At 48.2% G+C, this 20,770-nt stretch carries 19 protein-coding genes and 1 pseudogene; 10 read left to right on the forward strand and 10 right to left on the reverse strand.

The window, feature by feature from the left end:
• The 4 genes from ACXAGL_RS10030 to ACXAGL_RS10045 all read left to right on the forward strand — a co-directional run bounded on the left by ACXAGL_RS10030 (position 1) and on the right by ACXAGL_RS10045 (position 4,078).
• Positions 1-963 (forward strand): siderophore ABC transporter substrate-binding protein, encoded by a 963-nt coding sequence (locus tag ACXAGL_RS10030; protein ID WP_474972102.1) that lies wholly within the window; start codon positions 1-3, stop codon positions 961-963.
• Between the two features lie 26 nt (positions 964-989).
• Positions 990-1,811 carry a MerR family transcriptional regulator gene (locus ACXAGL_RS10035; protein ID WP_474967333.1) on the forward strand — a complete coding sequence of 274 codons (822 nt, stop codon included), beginning with the start codon at positions 990-992 and terminating at the stop codon, positions 1,809-1,811.
• Between the two features lie 101 nt (positions 1,812-1,912).
• Positions 1,913-3,124 (forward strand): multidrug effflux MFS transporter, encoded by a 1,212-nt coding sequence (locus ACXAGL_RS10040; protein ID WP_474972100.1) that lies wholly within the window; start codon positions 1,913-1,915, stop codon positions 3,122-3,124.
• A gap of 117 nt (positions 3,125-3,241) precedes the next feature.
• Positions 3,242-4,078 carry a glycosyl hydrolase family 28-related protein gene (locus ACXAGL_RS10045; RefSeq protein ID WP_474972099.1) on the forward strand — a complete coding sequence of 279 codons (837 nt, stop codon included), beginning with the start codon at positions 3,242-3,244 and terminating at the stop codon, positions 4,076-4,078.
• A 689-nt stretch (positions 4,079-4,767) separates the two neighbouring features.
• Here ACXAGL_RS10045 and ACXAGL_RS10050 read toward each other — a convergent pair.
• A complete protein-coding gene (locus tag ACXAGL_RS10050; RefSeq protein ID WP_474991025.1) occupies positions 4,768-5,622 on the reverse strand; it encodes an SDR family oxidoreductase in 855 nt (284 codons plus the stop codon).
• 228 nt (positions 5,623-5,850) lie between these two features.
• Here ACXAGL_RS10050 and ACXAGL_RS10055 point away from each other — a divergent pair, with 228 nt between their 5' ends.
• Positions 5,851-6,582, forward strand: a complete 732-nt coding sequence (locus ACXAGL_RS10055; RefSeq protein ID WP_474991027.1) for a tryptophan-rich sensory protein — start codon at positions 5,851-5,853, stop codon at positions 6,580-6,582.
• A 132-nt stretch (positions 6,583-6,714) separates the two neighbouring features.
• On the opposite strand, the gene ACXAGL_RS10060 is transcribed toward ACXAGL_RS10055, so the two are convergent.
• Positions 6,715-7,914: a cytochrome P450 family protein gene (locus ACXAGL_RS10060; protein ID WP_474991029.1), complete on the reverse strand. Its 1,200-nt coding sequence runs from the start codon at positions 7,912-7,914 to the stop codon at positions 6,715-6,717.
• A 129-nt stretch (positions 7,915-8,043) separates the two neighbouring features.
• Between ACXAGL_RS10060 and ACXAGL_RS10065 the strand changes: the two genes are divergently transcribed.
• From ACXAGL_RS10065 to ACXAGL_RS10075, 3 genes are all read left to right on the forward strand, one after another.
• Entirely contained in the window at positions 8,044-8,718 is a 675-nt protein-coding gene (locus tag ACXAGL_RS10065) for an LbetaH domain-containing protein (RefSeq protein WP_474991031.1), read from the forward strand.
• Positions 8,719-8,800: 82 nt separating this feature from the next.
• A complete protein-coding gene (locus ACXAGL_RS10070) occupies positions 8,801-9,316 on the forward strand; it encodes a CBO0543 family protein (protein ID WP_474991033.1) in 516 nt (171 codons plus the stop codon).
• A gap of 241 nt (positions 9,317-9,557) precedes the next feature.
• On the forward strand, positions 9,558-9,935 hold the full coding sequence (locus tag ACXAGL_RS10075) for a GNAT family N-acetyltransferase (RefSeq protein WP_474972332.1): 378 nt from the start codon (positions 9,558-9,560) through the stop codon (positions 9,933-9,935).
• A 5-nt stretch (positions 9,936-9,940) separates the two neighbouring features.
• On the opposite strand, the gene ACXAGL_RS10080 is transcribed toward ACXAGL_RS10075, so the two are convergent.
• On the reverse strand, positions 9,941-11,032 hold the full coding sequence (locus ACXAGL_RS10080) for a YheC/YheD family endospore coat-associated protein (RefSeq protein WP_474991036.1): 1,092 nt from the start codon (positions 11,030-11,032) through the stop codon (positions 9,941-9,943).
• A gap of 107 nt (positions 11,033-11,139) precedes the next feature.
• Here ACXAGL_RS10080 and ACXAGL_RS10085 point away from each other — a divergent pair, with 107 nt between their 5' ends.
• Positions 11,140-12,456 carry a YheC/YheD family endospore coat-associated protein gene (locus tag ACXAGL_RS10085; protein ID WP_474991038.1) on the forward strand — a complete coding sequence of 439 codons (1,317 nt, stop codon included), beginning with the start codon at positions 11,140-11,142 and terminating at the stop codon, positions 12,454-12,456.
• Between the two features lie 225 nt (positions 12,457-12,681).
• Here the strand turns inward: ACXAGL_RS10085 and ACXAGL_RS10090 are convergent.
• The 6 genes and pseudogenes from ACXAGL_RS10090 to ACXAGL_RS10115 form a co-directional block, all read right to left on the reverse strand.
• Positions 12,682-12,846 (reverse strand): annotated as a pseudogene (locus ACXAGL_RS10090) (IS5/IS1182 family transposase); the annotation flags it as partial.
• Positions 12,847-13,112: 266 nt separating this feature from the next.
• A complete protein-coding gene (locus ACXAGL_RS10095) occupies positions 13,113-14,492 on the reverse strand; it encodes a UDP-N-acetylmuramoyl-tripeptide--D-alanyl-D-alanine ligase (RefSeq protein ID WP_474991040.1) in 1,380 nt (459 codons plus the stop codon).
• A 30-nt stretch (positions 14,493-14,522) separates the two neighbouring features.
• Positions 14,523-14,951: a hypothetical protein gene (locus ACXAGL_RS10100; RefSeq protein ID WP_474967344.1), complete on the reverse strand. Its 429-nt coding sequence runs from the start codon at positions 14,949-14,951 to the stop codon at positions 14,523-14,525.
• A 26-nt stretch (positions 14,952-14,977) separates the two neighbouring features.
• Positions 14,978-16,000, reverse strand: coding sequence for a YheC/YheD family protein (locus ACXAGL_RS10105; protein ID WP_474991042.1), 1,023 nt, complete (start codon positions 15,998-16,000; stop codon positions 14,978-14,980).
• A gap of 10 nt (positions 16,001-16,010) precedes the next feature.
• A complete protein-coding gene (locus ACXAGL_RS10110; protein ID WP_474967346.1) occupies positions 16,011-17,234 on the reverse strand; it encodes an ATP-grasp domain-containing protein in 1,224 nt (407 codons plus the stop codon).
• Between the two features lie 20 nt (positions 17,235-17,254).
• Positions 17,255-18,604, reverse strand: coding sequence for a YheC/YheD family endospore coat-associated protein (locus tag ACXAGL_RS10115; protein ID WP_474967347.1), 1,350 nt, complete (start codon positions 18,602-18,604; stop codon positions 17,255-17,257).
• 108 nt (positions 18,605-18,712) lie between these two features.
• Between ACXAGL_RS10115 and ACXAGL_RS10120 the strand changes: the two genes are divergently transcribed.
• Entirely contained in the window at positions 18,713-20,044 is a 1,332-nt protein-coding gene (locus ACXAGL_RS10120; protein WP_474991044.1) for a YheC/YheD family protein, read from the forward strand.
• Here the strand turns inward: ACXAGL_RS10120 and ACXAGL_RS10125 are convergent.
• Positions 20,041-20,760 (reverse strand): YheC/YheD family protein, encoded by a 720-nt coding sequence (locus tag ACXAGL_RS10125; RefSeq protein ID WP_474972088.1) that lies wholly within the window; start codon positions 20,758-20,760, stop codon positions 20,041-20,043. The genes ACXAGL_RS10120 and ACXAGL_RS10125 overlap by 4 nt on opposite strands.
• Between the last annotated feature and the right edge of the window lie 10 nt (positions 20,761-20,770).

Genomic DNA, 20,770 nt, shown 5'->3' on the forward strand with positions numbered 1-20,770 from the left:
ATGAAAAAAGTATGGTTGTTTGGTTTGTTTATTGCTGCTGTTATGTTTTTGGCGGCCTGTTCTTCTCAAGGAGAAGGGAACAGTGCGGAAGCTGAAACAAATAATGAATCTGAAGAAACGAAAGAGACTTTTACTATTGAACATGAACTAGGTACAACAGAAGTGCCGGAAAATCCTGAGAAAGTAGCTGTTTTCAACTATGGTACACTATCTGCGCTGGATCAGCTTGGAGTTGAAGCGTCAGGTGTGGCAAAATCAAGTAACATCCCTTCGTACCTTTCCAAGTATGAAGGAGAAGACTATACGAATCTCGGGAGTTTGAAAGAGCCGGATTTTGAAACGATTTATGAAATGCAGCCGGATCTGATCATTATTGCCGGACGCCAGGGTGAAGCTTACGAGGAACTGAAGGACATTGCTCCAACGTTGTATTTATCGGCTGATCCTGCTGATTTTATGGCATCCTATAAAGAAGGTATGGAAACACTGGGGCAGATTTTCGATAAAGAAGATGAAGTGCAGACCAAGCTTGATGAACTAGATGAAACGGTCGCTGCTATGAAAGAAACAGCAGAAAGCAATGGACAGGATGGTCTTGTTGTTCTGTCCAACGGTGGAAAAGTGAGTGCTTATGGACCGGGATCACGCTTCGGCATGCTTCATGATGTGTTTGGTGTACAGCCAACGGCCGATGATATCGAATCTTCAACGCACGGCATGGATATTTCTTTTGAGTATATTGCTGAAAAAGATCCCTCCTACCTGTTCGTTGTCGACCGCGACCAAGTGGTAAATGGAGAGTCCGCCGCTGCTGAAACGTTGAACAACGATTTGGTAAACGGTACGACGGCAGCTCAAAATGACCAGATTGTTTACCTGGATCCTGAACTGTGGTATCTATCCAGTGGACTTCCTCCGATCGACCTTATGGCTGATGAAGTGAAACGTGCTCTGGAGGAATAAACAACAGGTAGAAGCGAGGGGGAAAGATGAAGAGAACGTTTACGATCGGCCAAATGGCCAAACTGAATAACATTCCGGTCAAAACCCTTCGTTATTATGATGATATCGGCTTGTTCGTCCCCTATGAAGTGGATCCGCAGACAGGGTACCGGTATTATGCGATTGAACAGTTCAAGAAGTTGGACATGATCACTTTTTTGAAAAATATGGGTGTGCCGCTCCGGGAAATCAAAAGGAAAGTCGAGCACAGTACAGTCGATGAATTCATGGAAGTGCTGGCGGAGTACAAACAGAAAAACGAAGATCTCATTGAAGATCTGACCCGTATGAACCGCCTGTTGCATCAAAAGATATCGGAACTCGAATCCTCCAAGGATCATCGCATCAGAAATCAGACGAATATAGACTTCTTTCCGGAACGTTCGATCATTGAAGTGCGGGGACACTTTGGCAAGCTGGATGATGTGGAAGAAGTTCTCCGTGCGTTGAAAAAACAGGTGAGTGCCAAATCCCCAATCATGGTCGGGACGGTCGGGATGGTTGTCGAACAGGCGGAGGTTTTCAAAACGGAGGCCGTTGATTACAGGGCTGTTTTCATTACCGTGGATGAAAAACAGGAAGAATCGCATGATAAGCGGAAGATTCTCGAAGAGGGCTTCTATGCGACAACTTATGTGAAAGCGCAGGAAAGCCGCAGCCCTGCCGTTTACCAGAACATTCTGGAGAACATAACGAACGCGGGTTGGCAGACTGATGGTCCGTTTTTCGTCCGTACCATCGTAGAATCGTTCATTTCCCATAAAGAAGAAGAGCATACGCGGGAAATTCAAATCAAAGTGAAACAGTAAAAGACTGTCAGGGGATTCCCGGCAGTCTTTTTTTTGTGTTTGACCCTCCAGTGGGTGGACCCCGTACAATAGCCGGGTATGCATAAAGGAGGAACGAATGGATGAATCACACAGAAGTTTATCAGGAAAGGGCGGGTAGACGAAGTCCCGTTGCTGTATTTATATTTATTTTAGGATCATTAAGTGCTTTCGGTCCATTGACCATAGATATGTATCTTCCAGCGCTCCCCACAATTGCGGATGAGCTTGGAACAACTACATCGATGACCCAGCTCAGTTTGACGGCCTGCTTGATCGGTCTTGCTGTCGGTCAGCTGGTTATGGGACCGTTGAGTGATGTCAGAGGCCGTAAAAAGCCGTTGATCATTGCGCTCGGAGTTTATATGCTGGCATCATTTTTGTGTTTGTTTACAGGTTCCATCTGGAGCTTTGTGGCATTGCGGCTCCTGCAGGGATTGTCCGGTGCGGCCGGGCTGGTCATTTCAAGGGCAACTGCCAGAGATTTGTTTTCAGGAGCTGAGCTCACAAAGTTTTTTGCACTGCTCATGCTTGTGAACGGACTTGCGCCGATTCTTGCTCCAGTAGCGGGAGGGCAGCTGCTGCAGGTGATGCCGTGGCGTGGTATTTTTGGAGTGCTTACGGGTCTCGGCCTTCTCATGCTTCTTGCATCAGCCATGTTTTTAGAAGAAACACTTCCGGAGAAGAATCGTAAAACAGGCGGGCTGAAGGAGACCATTGAGACGTTTGGTTCATTAGTCAAAGACCGGACCTTTATGGGCTATGTATTAAGTAAAGGATTCATTATGAGTGGGATGTTCGCTTATATTTCCGGTTCGACCTTTGTCCTTCAGGAAGTCTATGCCTTATCCGCCCAGCAGTTCAGTCTGGTATTTGCGGTGAATGGTCTCGGACTTGTGGCAGCCACCCAGGTGACCGGCTTGCTCAGCCGGAAGATCAGCGGGACCGCTTTGTTCCGTTATGGATTGATTCAGGCGTTTACCGGGGGGGTGCTGCTCGTTGGTGCGGCTCTGGCAGAAGCCCATGTGGTGCTGTTATGTTTCACGCTCTTCCTTGCTGTTACGAGTGTAGGAATCGTCAATACGACCGTTTTCTCTCTGGCTATGGAAGATCAGGCCGAGCAGGCAGGGAGCGCCTCAGCGCTGCTTGGTCTGCTGCCTTTCCTGCTCGGTGCCATCGTTTCACCGCTTGTCGGTCTTGGCGGTGGTGCCCTTCCGATGGCACTCGTAATGGCTGTGTGTTCCACGTCGGCAGTGGTCTTTTACATCCTCTTGAACCGTCCGGGGAGCACATGATTCATGCTGGGAATCCCGGACAGGCATGGGGGTGTCTGCATAGAATGATAGAAGGCATAAGTGCCGGAAATCAGCGGTTCTATTCGTTCAGATAAACCGCGTGGAGGTAGAGAAGAGTTGAATCAAGATCATGCTGTAATTGTTACGGATTTCACCGGCAGCGACTCACAGAAAGTGCAGCAGGCGATTGATCATGCGGCAATCAATGGAAATCCAAGTGTTGTGTATGTCCCGGATGGAGATTATGTGATCAATGAGACGCTGGTACTTCGTGAAGGAGTGAACCTTGTTTTTGCTTATGACGCCCGCTTTGTTGTATATGGCAATCAGGATGTGCTGCATATTGAGAAGGACGCGGGGATAACAGGCGCCTATATAGCGATAGACGACAGCCGTTTTAGTCGTAGAATTCTTGTTTTTGATGGGAAGTACAAGTATTACAACTCCTGGAACCGCTCCAGGTTTCAACAGATTAACATGGTGAACTGGTCGGGATCTCATAAGGGCACAGGAATCCACCTGTCTTCCAGTCAGCCTTCAGATGAAATATCCTTTTTGCAGTTTGATGATATTAAAGCGGTGGGACTTCATACAGCTTTAGAAGTAAGGGTAACGAAACCTTCCTCCGGTTACAGCTGGGTGAATGCCAATAATTTCATGAACGTGACGATCGATGACTGTGTCAGGGGGATATGGATGAATTCTTCCAAGACTATCCCTAACGAAGCAAGCGGCAATAACTTTACGAATCTGCAGATCCAGCTCTCCAGTATAAGCAGGAGTGCTGTCCGTGTAACAGGGGATTATAATTACCTGCGGGGAATGATCTGGGATGCTGATCTCGCTTCCCAGATGGGATCTCTTGTGCATCTGACCTCCAACAGCAGTCATACGGAGTGCAGACTCCGTGGAAATCACAGCGTCCTTGACCAAGGAACCGATAATACCTACTAAGGTCGCACCTAATGAAGAAAGACCATCCTGCACTCAGGATGGTCTTTGGCTGTAGAAAAAGCCTGGGTTAGCCAGTTAGAGTTGTCCGCATCTCGTGTTGAGAGGGCACGTTCCGCTTATCGGCGGATGCTTGCCGCGGGCACGGCCTCAGCTGACTTGGTCAAAAAACCATTTGACCAAGTGGATCTTCGGCTCGTGCTGTTCCCGCAGGCGTCACCACCGAACGCTCTTCGTGCCGGTGCCTGTGTAAAACTACGCTGCGATAAAATGAAAGAACGTGGATATACCGTATGAGAAAAGAGAAAGTCGAGCGTAGCTTCGCAGATTCAAAAGAACGGCATAGGCTGCGCGATTGAAGATTGCGTGTAAAAGAAAAAGGGAAAGAACTGGTGCTGATGACGGCTGCCTGCCGGAATATGACAAAGACTCTCCTCCATCCAGCAAAGGTGAGCTGGGTGAAGGAGAGTCTTTGTCGATGTTAAAGAAATCCCAAGGAGCGGTGCCCCTTCCACTCCTGTGGAAGAACGAGTGGGCCGAGATCGCCGAGCGTGGGTGTTGCGAGGAAGCTCGGGCGCTCGTCCGCGGAAAGGGAAGGGGCTTTTGCTCCTGGTGGTAAGAAAAAAAGCTTGTAAAGAAACAGGGGTTTCTCTACAAGCTGAGACCATCCTTAGTGCAGGATCGTCTTTTCCTTATTTTCCGAGAAGGCTGGAAGTAACCATGGCGGTCTGCTTCAAACCGGTTGGATCGGCAGAGGTTTTCAACTTCGTGAATTCCTCAGACCATTCCGAAGTTCTCATGCGGAGAGGAAGGGTGTCTTTCTCTAATTCCACCATCATGCGCTCTGCAATTTCTTCAGGCGTCTGGAACACTCCTGAATTATGATTTCCCCGCTGTCCCATAAAGTCATTGAGGACCTGTTCATACTCGTCCTTTGGAAATCCACCTGTCTTTTCAATGTCTGCAAGAACGGAATTGGCAAATTCGGATTCAATACCACCGGGTTCGACAATCATAAATTCAACGCCGAAATAAGGGGTTACATAGGTGGCAAGACTTTCATAATACCCCTCCAGTGCAAATTTAGACGCACAGTAGATTTCATGCATGGGTTGTCCGACGAGCCCGCCGACCGAAGAGATGGATACGATACGCCCTGTTTTCTGTGCTCTCATGTGAGGGAGTATGGCTTTTGTGCAGCGGATGGGTCCATATGTGTTGATATCAAAGATCCGTGTGTAATCCTCTTCTGAGGATTGTTCGGTGCTTCGGATGTAGCCTATGCCTGCATTGTTAATAAATAAGTCAATGCGGCCTTCTTCGTCAATGACGGTTTGGACAGCCTGATCGACAGACACTTGTGACTGTACGTCCAGCTGGAGAAGTTCGATATCCAGTCCGTTCTGCTGCAGTTCCTTCACCGGTGCTCCTTTATCGAGGTTCCGCATCGTTGCATAAACCTTCCAACCTGCTTCTGCTAAGACTTTACTAATCCCAAGGCCAAGACCTGAGGAAGTTCCCGTAACAACGGCAATACTTTTGTTCATTGTCATCCCATCCTTTAATGTTTTGATTTTCTCTATCCATGTGGCATCGTTTTATCATCATCAATCCGGATTGTTCAACGTAACTATAATGGTTGGAGTGCACTCTAATGCAAGAGGGAAATATAAAATCGTTTGGGTTTAATTTTCTGGTTGGTATGGAAATGTTTTATTCCGGGGTCAAAAGGAATAATAATGAAACATGAATGTTTTATAAAAGGGGTGTTTATTATGGGGAAATTCCTGATGAATCTGGCTGCGTTCTTTCTCGTCGTAGTAGTGAACGGGCTGGCGAATGCCTTGCCGTTGAATGGTCAGACAACAGGGGAAATATCGAACAGGCTGGATGTGCTGTTCACGCCAGCCGGCTATGTGTTCAGCATTTGGGGACTTATCTATTTATTACTCGGCATCTGGGTGCTCAGCATGTTCCCGGAAAGTCGCAGAAATCTTCCTGTTTACCAGAATACGAGCGGTCTGTTTGTATTGAGCTCGCTGTTGAACAGTTTATGGATTTTTATGTGGCATTACGAGTTCTTCGGGCTGTCCGTCCTTGTTATGCTTTCGCTTCTGCTCACGCTCATCCGCCTTTATCTTAAGCTTCAGGAAGCAGGAGCTTCGTTTTGGGAACGGCTTCCTTTTTCCGTTTACTTAGGCTGGATCAGTGTCGCGACGATTGCCAATATCAGTTATTTCTTGACCTATATCGGATGGGACGGCTTTGGGATTTCTGCCTCTGCCTGGACGATCCTTCTCCTGATCGTCGGCTTTCTGCTTGCTCTAGTCTTTATGACCAGCCAGAACGACTGGATTTATCCACTTGTTTTTGTCTGGGCGTTTATTGGAATCGCTGTAAAAAATGAAGATGCAGGAGTTCCGGGCGTAGTGTATACAGCCTATATCCTTGCCGGTTTATTATTGGTTCTTACCGTTTTTTATGCCCTGCGTCAGCGAAAGACATAAATGGCTGATGGAAAGACGTCTCTTTGAGGCGTCTTTTTGTATGGTCACTTTTTTGATCCGGGGCTCTTTCAAGTAGAGCAGAGATAAAACCAGGCCCGCTGAAATGATGCGGACCTGGTTTTATTCTTTTCTTCAGGAAAGCTGGACAGGGAGAGACTGAAGGCCCCTGAGCAGGAAGACGGGACGCCATTCCGGACGCTCACGTTCGGGGGCCAGGTGGATATCTGGAAAGGTATGCAGCAGTTTTTCGACAGCGGCTTTTCCTTCCATGCGGGCAAGTGGAGCACCAAGACAGAAGTGAATGCCGAAACCAAAAGCCACGTGGGCATTTTTCTGCCGGGTGATATCAAAACAATCGGCGTTGGTGAATTTCTCTTCATCCCGGTTCGCTGAGCTGATCGAGGCCATGATGAAGTCCCCTTTTCTAATCGTTTCTCCGTGAAAATCCATATCCTCCGCGGCCCATCGTGCTGTGGAGAAATCGACGGGACTATAGAAACGCAGGCCTTCCTCCATGGTTTGGGGCACGAGCGATAGGTCCTTTTTTACCTGCTCGAGTTGATCGGGATGTTCAAAGAGCGCATACATCGTATTGCCGATCAAATTGACGGTGGTTTCATGCCCGGCAATGATGAGCAGGACGACCATGGAATACAACTCATTCTTACTCAGCTGATCGCCCTCATCCTCCGTTTGAAGCAGATAGGAAATCAAGTCTTCCCTGGGATGAGCTCGGCGTTTCTCAAAAAGATCGGTTAAGTAAAGAGTGAATGCTTCGACATCCTCTACGAAATCACCAGCCATGTTATCAGAGGCGGCTACGATGGTGTTGGACCATTTGCGGAACTTCTCACGATCTTCGACAGGCACACCAAGCATTTCACTGATCACAATAATCGGAAGCGGAAAAGCGAAATCATCAATTAAATCGACCGGCGCTGTCTTGCTTTCCATTTCAGCGAGCAGTTCATCCGTAATCTCATGAATACGTGGTTCTAAAAGTTTGATTGTCTTTGGATTGAAATAAGGCTGGACGAGCTTTCGCAGCCTTGTATGATCAGGAGGGTCAGCATCAAGCATCATATTTTCGAAAATATTCAACCCTTCCTCCGGGGAGGGTTTGTCTCTGGTGGCGTATAGGCGGCTTTGATCTTTAATGAAGCTCGATGATTTCAAGAGTTCTTTGACATCATCGTATTTCGTCACAAGCCAGGAAGTATACCCGTTGTCTTCTGACATCGGGAAGACGGGCTTTGATGTTCGTTTATCCTCATAAAACGGATAAGCCCCTGTTTTAAACTGTGAGGAATACAATGTTTCCATTTCTCCCATTACCAAATTCCTCCTTCTAATCCTTATATATGAAGTATAAAGGATGAGAAGACGCCTCACAAACGAACCGTTTGACGCATATCAGGAAATCAGCGGCGTACATTGTAATCAAACGCTGTGAGAAGAGGAGTGGGGGCACTGAAGACAGCTGTTCCGGTAAAAGATCTCATTTGTTTGGTTGAAAAACAGCTGGACCATTTGTTCTTATACGATGTCAAAAGGGAAAGAAACCTCCTGGCATCTGCTGTAGGGAAAGCGATTGGAAAAACGGCCGTGAACTTTTCCCGCAGCCGGAACAAGTACTATAGAAAAGATGGCGAGGTATACTTCAACCCTTTTCATTCAGGACAGTATACGGTCTTTCTTTATTATTTATCAAGAGTCCTACGTGAATATGAGGCGTTTTCACTGGCGGAACGCATCTATTATTTGAATAAGGTTTTGAATGCCGTCGATCTTTATTATGAGGTGGAGCTGCCGGACTACTTTTTCCTTGATCATCCAGTAGGCACTGTTCTTGGAAAGGCGGTGTATGCCGACGATTTCGTGTTTTCCCAGCACATTACGGTTGGAAATAACCATAATATTTTCCCGGTGTTCGAGGAAAGGGTGTCTCTGCTCGCGGGAGCGGTCGTCATTGGAAACTGCCGGATCGGAAGGAACACGATCGTTAGTGCCGGCTCCTATATTAAGGATGAAGATATTCCGGCCAATAGTCTTGTGTTCGGGAGGTCTCCGCAGCTGGTTATTAAAACAAAGCCCAGCAGTTATTTCGATGATTACTTCCATGCGAAATTTTATTAAGGTTTTTACGTAGAGGGACAAGTATAAAAATGGCGTTCATCGACGACAATGATGGTAATTGACTCATTGGAGTGGATAAACGATGTACTTACTGCTTGTCATTATCGTCTGGGTTTTGTTTGCGTGGAGGTTCATTGACTGGACTCAGTGGCGGCGGCAGTACCCGACGGTGTTATTCTTTATGCTTTCTAACTTTCTCTATAACTATTTTTACTACAATCATACGCTGTGGGCTTTCCGGGGGATTACACTGGAGTGGCTGAACCATTCGATCATCAACGCTGCATTCACGTTCATCATCTGCCCGGCTGGTCTTGTCATTTTTCTGCAGCGGATGCCGGATTCGAAGACCGCCCGCGTCTATTACTTTGCCGTCTGGATTGGTTTTTACACAGCGCTGGAGTGGCTGTTTTCCATGAAAGGGATGTATGTTTATGATCATGGGTGGAACAACTGGCTTAATATCCCGCTGAATACTCTGTTATTCCTCATCCTTGCGGTTCATTACAAACGCCCGTCTCTCGCTATGATTCTGACTGTTCCGATTGCTGTGTTGTTTTACGTATGCTTCCCGTTTCCTCTGGACAGTTTAAAATAAAAAGGGGATGGGATCTATGGTCATCCGGGATCTTTTGTCCGTGCCGCTGTTTCTGATTCTTCTTTTCCTTACCTATGGATCGATGTGGATGTACATCGGCAGACATACCATCAACAAAAGGAAATAGATGTAGGGAGGCTGTTGAGTTCATTCTCAGCAGCCTTTTTTGTGTGCATCCACGCACGTGACACCACGGCGGAATATAGTAGGAAAAAAGGCAGAGGAGTTTCACGTGTTGGACATGGAGATGAAGGAAATCAGTTTCAGAGATGTTCTGCCCTTGAAAGAAGCATTTGAAAAGGAGTCTTTGAAATTAAGGAAGACAAGAGCGACGACCTGGCTCGGAGCCTACTGTGAAGGAAAACTCGCCGGCGTATGTGCTTTCCGTCGGACTAAATACGGGATCAAATGTAAAAGCGATCTCGTTCTGGAAGAGTTCCGCGGGCGTGGCGTGTACCGCCGTCTTTTTGAAGAGCGGCTGAAGCGTGTCCGCTCCTTGCAAGCGGAAAAACTGTATGCATACTGCAATACAAACAGCCGGCCCATGTATGAAACGTATGGATTCAAGCGGAAAGGAAGGCTGAAAAGGTACACCTATATGGAAATGAAACACCCCTGATCAAATCAGGGGTGTTTCATTTGATCGTATAAAAAACGAGCGTATCCGATGGGATTGGTATGTTTGGCCTTCCATTCCTCCAGGCGTTTTCCTTTATAGCGGATGTTTCCGTAACGGCCGCGGAAGTTGCATTCGATGAAATACACCCGCCCGGAAGTATCCAGAGCCAGATCGAAAGCGATATCTGCAATGTGCTTGGCATACCTGTCGATGTGGCGGGCCAGCTGGACAGCCTTTTGTTCAATACCATCTCTTGTTGGAATCAGTGGGAAGTCAGGATGGTGGGTGAACACTTCTTCAAAGCTGAGCGACTGCCCTCCTTGACTAAGATTCGTGATGAATTGATCCTTACTCGGTGACACCTTGCATAAAATACCGGCGACCACCCAGTTTCCGGTGTGATTGCGCTGGACAACGACGCGCAGGTCGAAGGGCCTTCCTTCACAGGCAGCAAGCTGAATCTTTTCCTGAATGAGATAAGGCCTGGCATCGAAGGCTTTCAAGATCACTTCAGGCATTTCCTCCTGGAACGTTTCAAGTTTCCACTGCTTTCGTTTCACCTGGTATTCCAACCGCCAGCTGTTCTTTGAGATCTTCTCTATATGCATAATTCCAGCACCCAGGCTGCCGTTGACAGGCTTCAAGAGGACAGAATCATAAGAGGCCATCATGGTTTTTAAAACGGCTGGGTCTGCTTTTGCTGTCCGCGGCAGACAGTGGCGGAGCTCAGGGTCTTTTTTGATCATCGTATGCATCCGATATTTATCGTGTTTAAAGCCTTTGTGATTGTAGAAGATGATGCCTGATTTAGTTAGGAACCTCTGCTGCTTCCTGGACAAAAAGCCACGGGAATACAAGATCTGTGGAAGAGGAATCGTCCGCTGTTCATATCGATGTTCACTGCTGATCCATGCTTTTACTGTCGACCTGCCGGGTTGGACATCTTTCACCTTGAAAAAGGCGGCCGTCAACTTGAACTGGTCCGCCGCCTCCTGATATGCACGGACATTGATTTGACTTCCCTCCTCTGCCAGCCGGTCGCAGGTGCTGTCAGGCAGGATGATGCCGATGGTCTCTTTTTTTACGATATGTCTCACCTCCCGGGTTTCCATTTATCCTATGTATACAGAAGGAAGAAAAGATATGTTCTTTCCTGTTGTTCATACATATAAAAGAAGACGGAAAATGAACAGGGGGGACACGTATGTATCACGTGAATAAAGGAGAGGGGATGGGAACAGTCATCACGCTTCACCCATCATCCGCCTTGAAAGAGGGGCTGGAGGACGGCCGGGTATACACCTGGGAGTTCGGACTTCAGTCCTGTCAGGGGGTGCTGCAGACATCCGAACGGATAGACCCAGGTCAGATGGTTTTGTCAGAGGATGCGCTCGGTATCCTGATGATTCCCACGCAGCCCCATTATGAAGTGAAATGTGAAGGAAACACCATTCATATTGGACCTATTATAGGAATCGTTGCCTCCAGCCGCCTGGAAGGTTTGCAGGATATGCTGCACAAGCTGCGTCGTTATGTGAAGAACTACGAATCCTTTGGTGGAGCTGTCATTGCGTTTTCCAATGAAGCGGTGGACGTGGATAAACGGCTGGTGGCTGGGTATCTCTTTGATCCTGTGAAAAGGGAATGGACGGCAGGAATCTATCCGTTTCCACAGGTCATTTTCAAGCGTGTTCCACTAAAGAAGAAATGGCAGAAGCAATTTCACCAATTCATCGGAGACCGTATTTTTCACTCCGGAACGTTTACCAAGTGGGAAATGTATACGTGGTTTCAGTCCTCCTCGTTTTTGAAGCCGTACCTTCCCGAAACGAAGATTTTCCAGCATTCAGTAGATTTTCTTGAGATGTTGGAGGCTCATTCTTGTGTTTATATAAAGCCTGTAAAAGGGATGCAGGGAAAACGTGTGGCGAAGGTGCTGCGTACAGAGAAAGGGATAAGGGTGATCTATATTCATTCCGAAGATAAAAAAGAGTTTTTATTCCCTCGATCTGAAGACGGGCTGACTTTCTTAAAGGACGTCTTTGCGGGCAGTGAGGTGATCGTTCAGCAGGGCCTCGACCTTCAATATGAGGGGAGGGTCAATGATTTCCGGGCGGTTATGGTGAAAAACGGGGAAGGAATCTGGGAGAACTTTGCTCTGATGGGAAGGACCAGCCAGGAAGGTCAGATTGTCAGTAACCGTCATCAAGGGGGGAAGATTGAACCTGCGGGCGTCCTGCTGGAGAGGATGTTTAAGGATAAGGAAAAAGTGTCTTCTCTAATCCGTGAGATCGAGGAGCTGGCTCTAAGAGCATCGGAGGTCATCGAGAACTGCGGTTTCCACTATTGTAAATTGGGCATCGATATCGGTGTGGATCGACACGGGTGTGTGTGGTTGATCGAAATCAATCATCGGAATCCGAATGATTTTGTTGCTTCTTTTACGGGAGACAAAGAACTTGCCAACCGTATTCGTACAGCCAATATGCTGTATGCGAAACGAGTGGCGGGCTTTCAATAAGAGCAGCAAAGGAAAAAGGGGCCCTTCCATGAATGGAAGGGCTGATCAGCTTGTAGAGAGACCCCTGTTTCTTTACGAGATTTTTTCTTTCTTGCCGCCAGGAGCGAAGGCCCCTTCCCTTTCCGCGGACGAGCGCCCGAGCTTCCTCGCAAAAACCACGCTCGGTGATCTCGGACCACTCGTTCTTCCGCAGGAGTGGAAGGGGCACCGCTCCTTGGGAGTTCTTTAACATTGAAAAAGACTCTCCTTCACCCAACTCACCTTTGCTGGATGGAGGACAATCTTTTTCATATTCCGGCAGGCAGCCTTCATCAGCGCCTGTTCCTCCCCTTTTTCTTTTCCACGCAAGCAGCAATAGCGCAGCCCATGCCGTTCTTTTGAATCTGCGAACCTGCTTAGGGCAACATCTCTCTCCTCTATATTCTAATGTCGGCACGAGGAGCGTTCGGTGGTGATGCCTGCGGGAACAGCACGGGCCGAAGATCCACTTGGGCAGGCGACCTTCCTGACCAAGTTAGCTGAGGGCGTGCCCGCGGCATTCATCCACCGATAAGCGGAAAGTGACCCTTCACACGACAAATGAACAACTCTAACTTGTTAACACAGGCTTTTTCTACAGCCAAAGCAGCCCTTCCATAAAGGGAAGGGCTGCTTTTTTAGGTTTCGTCTTTGAGGACGCGGATGAAATGACTATAGGAGTCCCGCATCGATGTTTTAATTAAACACACGGTCTGGTCATCTGCAAATTTTTGAATCAGCTCAAGCGCTCGTTCTGGTGTGCCGCACATATATACGTGACGCGCTCTCATCCCGCATTTCACAGCTTCTCTGGCCATGACGGCCGCTCGTTCTCCGATGGTAATGAGCCGTCCGGGCTGGTTGTTGTAAATGAGGCGTCCGATTTTCTTATGCTCCTGAATTTCTTCAGGGCCCAGCTCATTGATCTGTCCGAGCACAGCTACACTGTTTTTTCCGCGTGCTTTTTCCTGTAATACGGCAAGGGCAGCTTCGATGGAACCGGAGTTGGAGTTCCAGGAGTCATCAATTAATATGGATCCGTTCAGGCCGTTGGTGATTTCCAAATGGCGTTTCAAAGGTGGAAAGGTTCGAAGCCGCTGCAGCAGGGTTTCGATATCCACCCCGAAGGTATGGGCGGCAGCTATGGCGCCGAGGGCATTGCGGACCATATGAAGTCCAAAAGCAGGCACGAAGGCTTCATAGTTTTCTTCAGCATGGGTGAGGGTGAACGTCATTCCTTCCTCCGAATATCTGATGTGGGATCCTCTGAAATCCGCCTGTTCACCGGTCCCGAACCAGATGATCTGCCCGGGAGGAAGGGATCGAGCGAAGCGTTTGGAATGGTCACATTCTGAATTCAGGAAAATAGGTTGATCCACTCCCGCACCTTTGAGTAGTTCAGCTTTTTCCTCAGCATACAGGTGCTGTGATCCATAGCGTTCAATATGATCCGTTCCGATCCCGGTTATCAACACGGAAAAGGGGCTGAAACAGCGGACACATTTCTCCAGATGCCCTTTCTTTCCAACGCCGAATTCGAAGATGCCGAAATCGGTATGCTCGTTCATCCTTGTGAAAACCCCGGCGTTCGAACGGAAGAGATTGTAGTTTCCTTTCGTTGCTTTTACGTGGTGATGCTCTGATAACAGATACTTGACCATCTCTTTCGTCGTCGTTTTTCCATAACTGCCGGTGATGGCAAGGAGAGGAATGGAAAGGAGGCGGCGGTACCAGGCGAGGAAGCGATGGTAGGCTTCCCTTGTTTTTTTCACTTGAATAACCGTAATATTCCCGCGGAGGGCTGGAAGTCTTTTCGGGCGGCTTGTGATTATCACACACGATGGCAGCTGCTCTGTCTCCTGGGCCGCCGGTGCTTTTGCATCCAGGCAGAAGTATAGGCAGCCTGGCTTTACTTTCTTCACACGGGTGACGACACTTTTTACAACGGACAGGGAGCCCTCACGTACAACCACACCATCCAATTCTTTCACAAGGTCACGTACTGATAGTTTTCTCACAGGATTCTCCTTTGCACAGGAGCCGGAATTCTACCATTTCGGCTCCACGATAATGTCCCGTTTCAGTAAATCGATATTCAAACAGGAGAGGGAGGAAATAGATTGAACAGGCCGGGTTATCAGACAATCCGTCCTCTTTAAGGCATAGATTTCTTCCATCCATCCTGCAGGTTCCCCGTAAATCGTAAAAGGCTGAAGAAGGGATAGAAGGACGTTTTTTTCTTGTTTATCAATGGCTTCAATGCGGAAACACCACGTTTGAAACGTTTCTCCACGCGTGGTTCCCTCTGCGGAGAACGGGATGGAGGAGTGCTGTCCATAGAAGCAGAAGGGGATGGTGTCGATACGCATGAGTTTAGCCAGGAGTGGGCTGCATGGATCTGAGGGATCTCCCTGAAGTTCCCGCTGCTGTTGATAAAGTATTTCAAAGCTTTTCAATAGACTCGTATGATCCTTCAACCTTTCCATCCCCTTTCGATCAGCTTTCAGCTCTTATACTGCTGAGCCATGTAACAAGCATAAGGAATCATATGCCGGGCAATGGAAAACTCCCTGTGACGGCTTCCAGGGCGCCAGTTCACTTCATAAACCCACAGCTTATGATGGCGGTCAACGGCTGCATCAATCCCGAGTTCATCGAAAGAACGTCCGGGGTATAACGTTTCGAAATGCGTGGCGAACTGCACGGCAAAGTACTCAAGGAGCTGTTTGATATTGTAATATTCACGGCCGAATTCTTCCTTTAGGAAGGGCACAAGCTCTCCACGGTAGCCGCCACGGCTGACATTGCTTGTTAATCGCTTGGTTCCACTGATTCGTGGATAGATTAAGGCCGTCTGCCACCGGCCTTCTTCATTTTTATGGACATGCAGGCGGAAGTCATAGCTGAATCCCGCATTCGTCCGACTGTCGATATACGGCTGAATCAAATATTTTTTGTTTTGAAGAAGGTCGGTGACTTTCTTTTCCCAAACCTCCCGCGGACAGGTCTGCTTCTCTAATCCGGTCTGCCAGGTCACCGATCCATCCTCAAGCTTTGTAATGAAGTGGATGGATTCTCCTTTCCGGCCTGAGTGAGGCTTGATGACGGCCTCCGGGTGAGCTTGAAGAAACAAATGGACATCTTCCGTTGATTGAAGCGGGTGGCTGGGAACCAGGTGGCCCGCAAACGTCTTTCCTCGTTTGATTTTGTTATAGACAGTCAGCTTGCTGCCAATCGATCGGCTGATAAACGGGATCTGTCTGCGGAGAGCACGGCTGACGGCCTTGTGCTTTGAGGATCTGGGCGCACTGATATTGATGATGACTTCAGGGAAGGGGAGATCCTTTTCGTGCCAGGATCCTTCCTGGTAAATCCACCCTTTGATGCGTCTGTGGTCAAAATCAATCCCTGAATAAGAGAAGTAGAAAAAATCTGATCCATACATTTTTGCGGCAGCTGCATAAGCAAAAGCTTTCGTGACGTGATGCGGTTTTTGGCGGTAATGAAGCATTCCGATCCGTGTCATATTCCACACCCTATATCGGTTCTAAATGAAATTTGATTTTCTCCGCTGCTGATTTTGCTGCGCTGACAGCTTCGTCCTGGTCCGGTGAAGCAGCGATGACATACGCATAACGGTGTCCCATGGATACGGGAGCGGACAAAATCGATCCTCTGCGCGGCTTTACGTAGACTTTTTTTATAGACTCCATCGTTTTGGCTTTCTGTTTTCCCGTCACTTTCATCAACTTTCCCCTGCCTTGGATGGTGATGAAGTGAGCATAGGCGGAGAGCTGTTTCTTCGGGGTGCAGTCAATCCTGTCTCCCAGGTTCAACTTCAACGTTTCCTTTACTAAAGAAATGCCGGTGGATTCATAAATGAGCTGGTTGACAGCACTCCCGGATATCCGGGGGTTGATTTCAATCAGTTTCCACCCGGAGGGCGTCTTCCTCATTTCCGCGTGGCATGTGCCATGCGTGAGCCCCAGATGGTGAACGATACTTTCGATGGTCGTCTGCAGTTCTTCGGTACATGAATCAGAGAGCGGCGCCGGCATAAGATAGCCGGTGATGATGAAGCGGGCTTCTTTTGAGATGATCTGTTCAATGACAGCGGCCAGCTGAACCGTTCCATGGTCGACAATGATCTCGATCAGATACTGGGGACCTTCCACATATTCTTCTAGAAGGAGGGAGGACAGACCGGACTGCCTTTTGAAATAGGTGCAGGCATCCAGAAAAGCCTCCTGGTCTTTGATTAAGAGAACGTCTTTGGAGCCATTGGAAACCGGGGACTTCAAAATAAAGGGCAGTTGATCGGCGTAAGTATGAAACGATGGATCAGCATCTTTCTCCAAAGGTAGAACCGCATGCTTCGGAGCCGCGGGGTGTCCGTTTAAAATTTCCCTGAACCTTGTTTTATCTTCCATATGATACAACGCGGAAACAGACAGGGAAGTTAAACCAAGTTCAGCTGCCATTTCTGCAGCCAGACGAACAAAAGGGTCGACGAAACTAACGAAGGCTTTGATATGTTTTTCTTGTTTATTTATAATCGCCAGCTGCTCGTAAATGACGTTTTTATCCTGTAAATCTTTGACGAAAATCATTTGATGCACATCGGGATACTCTTCGCGCTGGTACATCTTCTTCAGCTGCTGAGTGAGGAGGATGGTGAAATACCCCATCTGCACGGCTGCCTCGATGGCATCTCTGCTGGATCCGGATTTGTGTGTTTCTAAAAAGACGATGCAGTCCATAACCTTCCATGTCCCTTTCTTTACCGGGGGCCCGGGAGATGTTCCTGTGGAAAACCACACATACCTTTCAATGCATCTACGTAGGATTTTTGTATGTGCCAATACAACGCATGATCTCCTGCATAAAGGGGGAGCCGGTCATCCACATACCGGTGATTCATTTCAATCAGCCAGATCTTTCTTTTTTGATCCAAAGCAATATCCACACCAAAATAGCCAAAAGCGGTGCCGGACTCCTGCTCTAAGCGTTCAGCTGCCCGGCAGCACACGGAAAAGATCTCTTCACGGAGATGGTCGATCTCTTCTTTGGAAAGGGAAAAGCAAGACCTCACCACATCCTCTGCGGAAGAGACATGACCACCGCCGGCGTGATTGCTGATGATGCTTTGTGGAGCACCTGTTTTAGCGACCCATCCAGCAGCTTTCCACTGAGCCTGCCTATCCTTATGCAGGTAGACCCGGTAATCGATCACTTGGTGATTGAACGCAATGTCCAGACATTTCTGTGCAAGGTAGGGTTTTCGACCGATGATTTTATCCAGATGGTTGGCTGCTTCTTCCGGAGGCAGGCATTTCTCCAAGTTCATTCCATTTTCCCTCGTCCGTACATGCCATGTCCGGCTCCCGGCAGAAGGGGAAATGTGAATGGTTTTACGGCCGAATGACCCTTTGACAGGTTTTAAAAATAAGGATCCCCACTGATTCATCCAATCGACGGCCTCGGGACCTCCTGTATAAAGAGCGGTAGGAGGCAGGTGCGAAAGGAGGATTGGATCTTTCTTTAAGTACTGATAGACCTGCCATTTCGAATAAACCGCTTGATTGAAGACGGCACCGCTTACGTGACGTTCGAAGCTCAACTTCAGCTCTTTCTTCAACGACATGCGCTTATACACAACATCGGGGTAGGGGAGAAGTCTTTTCTCCCAGCTTTCATCAAGGGGGTTATACATGTATCCGCTCAACTGCGTGTGCCTGGATTGAATACTGTCCATAGAAAAAATGGTGAGGATGCCGTTTTGGAGCGGATCATTCTGCAGCACATGGTTGAACCGTTTTCTTTTACCGGGCAGGTATTTTTCCCTGCCTGCCGCTAATATTCCTAAATGAGGACCGATCCTGAGATGACCCTCATCATGACGCAGTTGAAAACGTCCCTGGTCAGGGAAAAGCAGTTCATCGGCAATCCGTGAGAAAAGGCGTGCGTGTCGTTCCTTCGTTCCTTTTATCGTGACAGCCGCAGCTTTTGAACCGAACTCGACGATCATCGGAGTTTCCTCCTGAATAGACAGCTGTTGAAGGATGGGGTGTGGGAGGTGGAACTCCCGCCCTTCCCCATGTTCTTTTTGAATGTGAATGGCGCCGTGCATCCTGTATCCCCTCTCATTGGATTGAGGTACAGCATATGGTATTCGTGGACAATAGAAGCGTGTGACTAACTTTTACTACGATGGTTTTTACAAGTTGGAGGGAGCCCTTTGTTTATAAAAAAGAATGCAGAGCTGAGCCGGGCGTCCGTTGCTTTCCATCCTTCTATGAAAGAAGTGCTGGGCCGGGAGGGGGGGACTTCTTTGGATGTTCACCTTGGTCTTTGGAAGCGGAGCACCTCTGTCTTTTACCACAACCATGTGAACGAAGATGTGGTGGAGTTTTCCCATGACCTGCTTCATGGTCTGACCATTCCTGAGGATATTGACTTTGAATGGATGTCTGAAAAAGATGGCTTTCATCTTGGTCCGGTCCTTGGGATTTTAAGAGGGGCTTCTCTGGAAAACATCCGTCCGAGTGTCTTAAGGATTATGCGCCGCTGGGTGGTGGATTACAAAAACTTAAAAGGCCTTGTCATTGTTTTTCCGAGGAATGGAGTTCGATCGAAGGGGGAGTCGGTGACCGGATATGGCTTTGCCGGTGTGGAAAACGGCTTCTGTATGGGGACTTTTCCTTTTCCAAGTGCTGTGTTCAGCCGTCCGAGTGCCGGTGGAGAGCGGACCTATCGACTGTTGGATGACTTGACCGCCGGACGTTTTTTTAATCGAAGAGGTGCCGGAAAGTGGGGGTTTTACTGTGCGCTCAAACAGGACCCGGCGACAGAAAAGCTTGTACCCCATACAGAAAAATATTCCACAGACGAACGGCTGATGATGTTGATGGATCAATATTCCATCGTTTATTGGAAACGGAAGTTCGGTGCCAAAGGGTATGGCATGATTCAAATGAAAAAGAAAGACAACCGCTATATCGTCACAAGGGTTCTGAAAGGAGAACAGAAGCAGGAGGTATTTTCCAGCGGAGAGCAGTTGAAAGCGTATCTCTCGGATATTCCTGACAGGAAAAGAGGACTGATTCAACAAGGAGTTCCTTATGCAATGGATGGAAAACAAGTGGACTTCAGAGCCTATGTCCAAAAAGATCCTGATTCTTCGTGGAAGATGCGCGGATTTGTGGGACGAATCGCCCGTACGGGAAGTGTCATCACCAATTTGAGGTATACCGAAAAAGTAATGAAAGGGACGGACGCTCTCCAACAGTTTTACGGAATTGGAAAAAAAGAACGCACACGACTGGAGAAAAAAGTGGAAGCCGCCTGTCTGCTGGCTGCCGCCCGTCTGGATGAGTCCGTCGGTCACTTTGGGGATATCGCCCTCGATTTCATCATTAGTGACAAGGGAGATCTTTATTTTCTCGAAGTGAATGCCAACTATGGCCACGCCAGCCTTGTGAGGATCGGGGATGAATCTTTGAAGCACAGCATCTACCGTTCCCCGCTCGCCTACGCCAAATCGTTGACCGGATTTTCGGGTAAAGCTTAACCCTTTTTGTAGGAACGGATCGTCTTATAGGCAGTAAGGTCCGGTAAATTTCTGAACATCCCAATATCCGGTTTCGTATTGGCTTCAATGATCCATAAATGACCGTCCTTATCTATGGCTATATCGAGACCGAAAAGCCGGTGCTCCACATAATAAGGAGCGATGTGGTGGGCAGCATGTAAACCGAGCTGATCCATCCGCTTCATAAGGTCCACGGCCGCTGCTTTTCCAATGACCGCAGATGCGGCTTGTTCCGCAGGCAGCATTTGTTTTGTATAGTTGGTGGCGATAAAAGGGGCGGCTGCGACCCTGGCGAGCTTTCCTGTTACATGCCAGTCGGTCTGCGCTGATTTCCTCTGGACCATAACCCGGAAATCGAACGGACATCCGTCGATTTCAGCGAGGGAGATTTTCTGCTGGATCAAGTAACGTCCGGTGCTGTACGTGTTGGTAAAATGCTCATAAAGTCCGGATAAACGGGAGGACCGGATTTTTTTATGATTCACGTGCCATTCAAAGGAATCGTTCCCTAAATCGGACAGCTGGATGACCCCCCGGCCTTTATATCCGCGCGCAGGCTTTAAAATGACCTGTTTATGTCTCTTCACCATATCCACCATTGTATCGGGGGTGAGTCGTTTCGTTTCCGGCAGAAAAGGGCGGAGGTCATCGGACTGCTTCATCCATTGATATTTTCTCCACTTGCTCGTCTTCATGTGATACGTT

It is taken from the genome of Halobacillus sp. ABA4_118, assembly GCF_056160205.1.

Coding starts and splice junctions, on each gene's coding strand:
- ACXAGL_RS10030 (WP_474972102.1), top strand. CDS start 1: ATGAAAAAAGTATGGTTGTTTGGTTTGTTTATTGCTGCTGTTATGTTT.
- ACXAGL_RS10035 (WP_474967333.1), top strand. CDS start 990: ATGAAGAGAACGTTTACGATCGGCCAAATGGCCAAACTGAATAACATT.
- ACXAGL_RS10040 (WP_474972100.1), top strand. CDS start 1,913: ATGAATCACACAGAAGTTTATCAGGAAAGGGCGGGTAGACGAAGTCCC.
- ACXAGL_RS10050 (WP_474991025.1), bottom strand. CDS start 5,622: ATGAACAAAAGTATTGCCGTTGTTACGGGAACTTCCTCAGGTCTTGGC.
- ACXAGL_RS10055 (WP_474991027.1), top strand. CDS start 5,851: ATGGGGAAATTCCTGATGAATCTGGCTGCGTTCTTTCTCGTCGTAGTA.
- ACXAGL_RS10060 (WP_474991029.1), bottom strand. CDS start 7,914: ATGGGAGAAATGGAAACATTGTATTCCTCACAGTTTAAAACAGGGGCT.
- ACXAGL_RS10070 (WP_474991033.1), top strand. CDS start 8,801: ATGTACTTACTGCTTGTCATTATCGTCTGGGTTTTGTTTGCGTGGAGG.
- ACXAGL_RS10075 (WP_474972332.1), top strand. CDS start 9,558: ATGGAGATGAAGGAAATCAGTTTCAGAGATGTTCTGCCCTTGAAAGAA.
- ACXAGL_RS10085 (WP_474991038.1), top strand. CDS start 11,140: ATGTATCACGTGAATAAAGGAGAGGGGATGGGAACAGTCATCACGCTT.
- ACXAGL_RS10105 (WP_474991042.1), bottom strand. CDS start 16,000: ATGACACGGATCGGAATGCTTCATTACCGCCAAAAACCGCATCACGTC.
- ACXAGL_RS10110 (WP_474967346.1), bottom strand. CDS start 17,234: ATGGACTGCATCGTCTTTTTAGAAACACACAAATCCGGATCCAGCAGA.
- ACXAGL_RS10115 (WP_474967347.1), bottom strand. CDS start 18,604: ATGCACGGCGCCATTCACATTCAAAAAGAACATGGGGAAGGGCGGGAG.
- ACXAGL_RS10125 (WP_474972088.1), bottom strand. CDS start 20,760: ATGAAGACGAGCAAGTGGAGAAAATATCAATGGATGAAGCAGTCCGAT.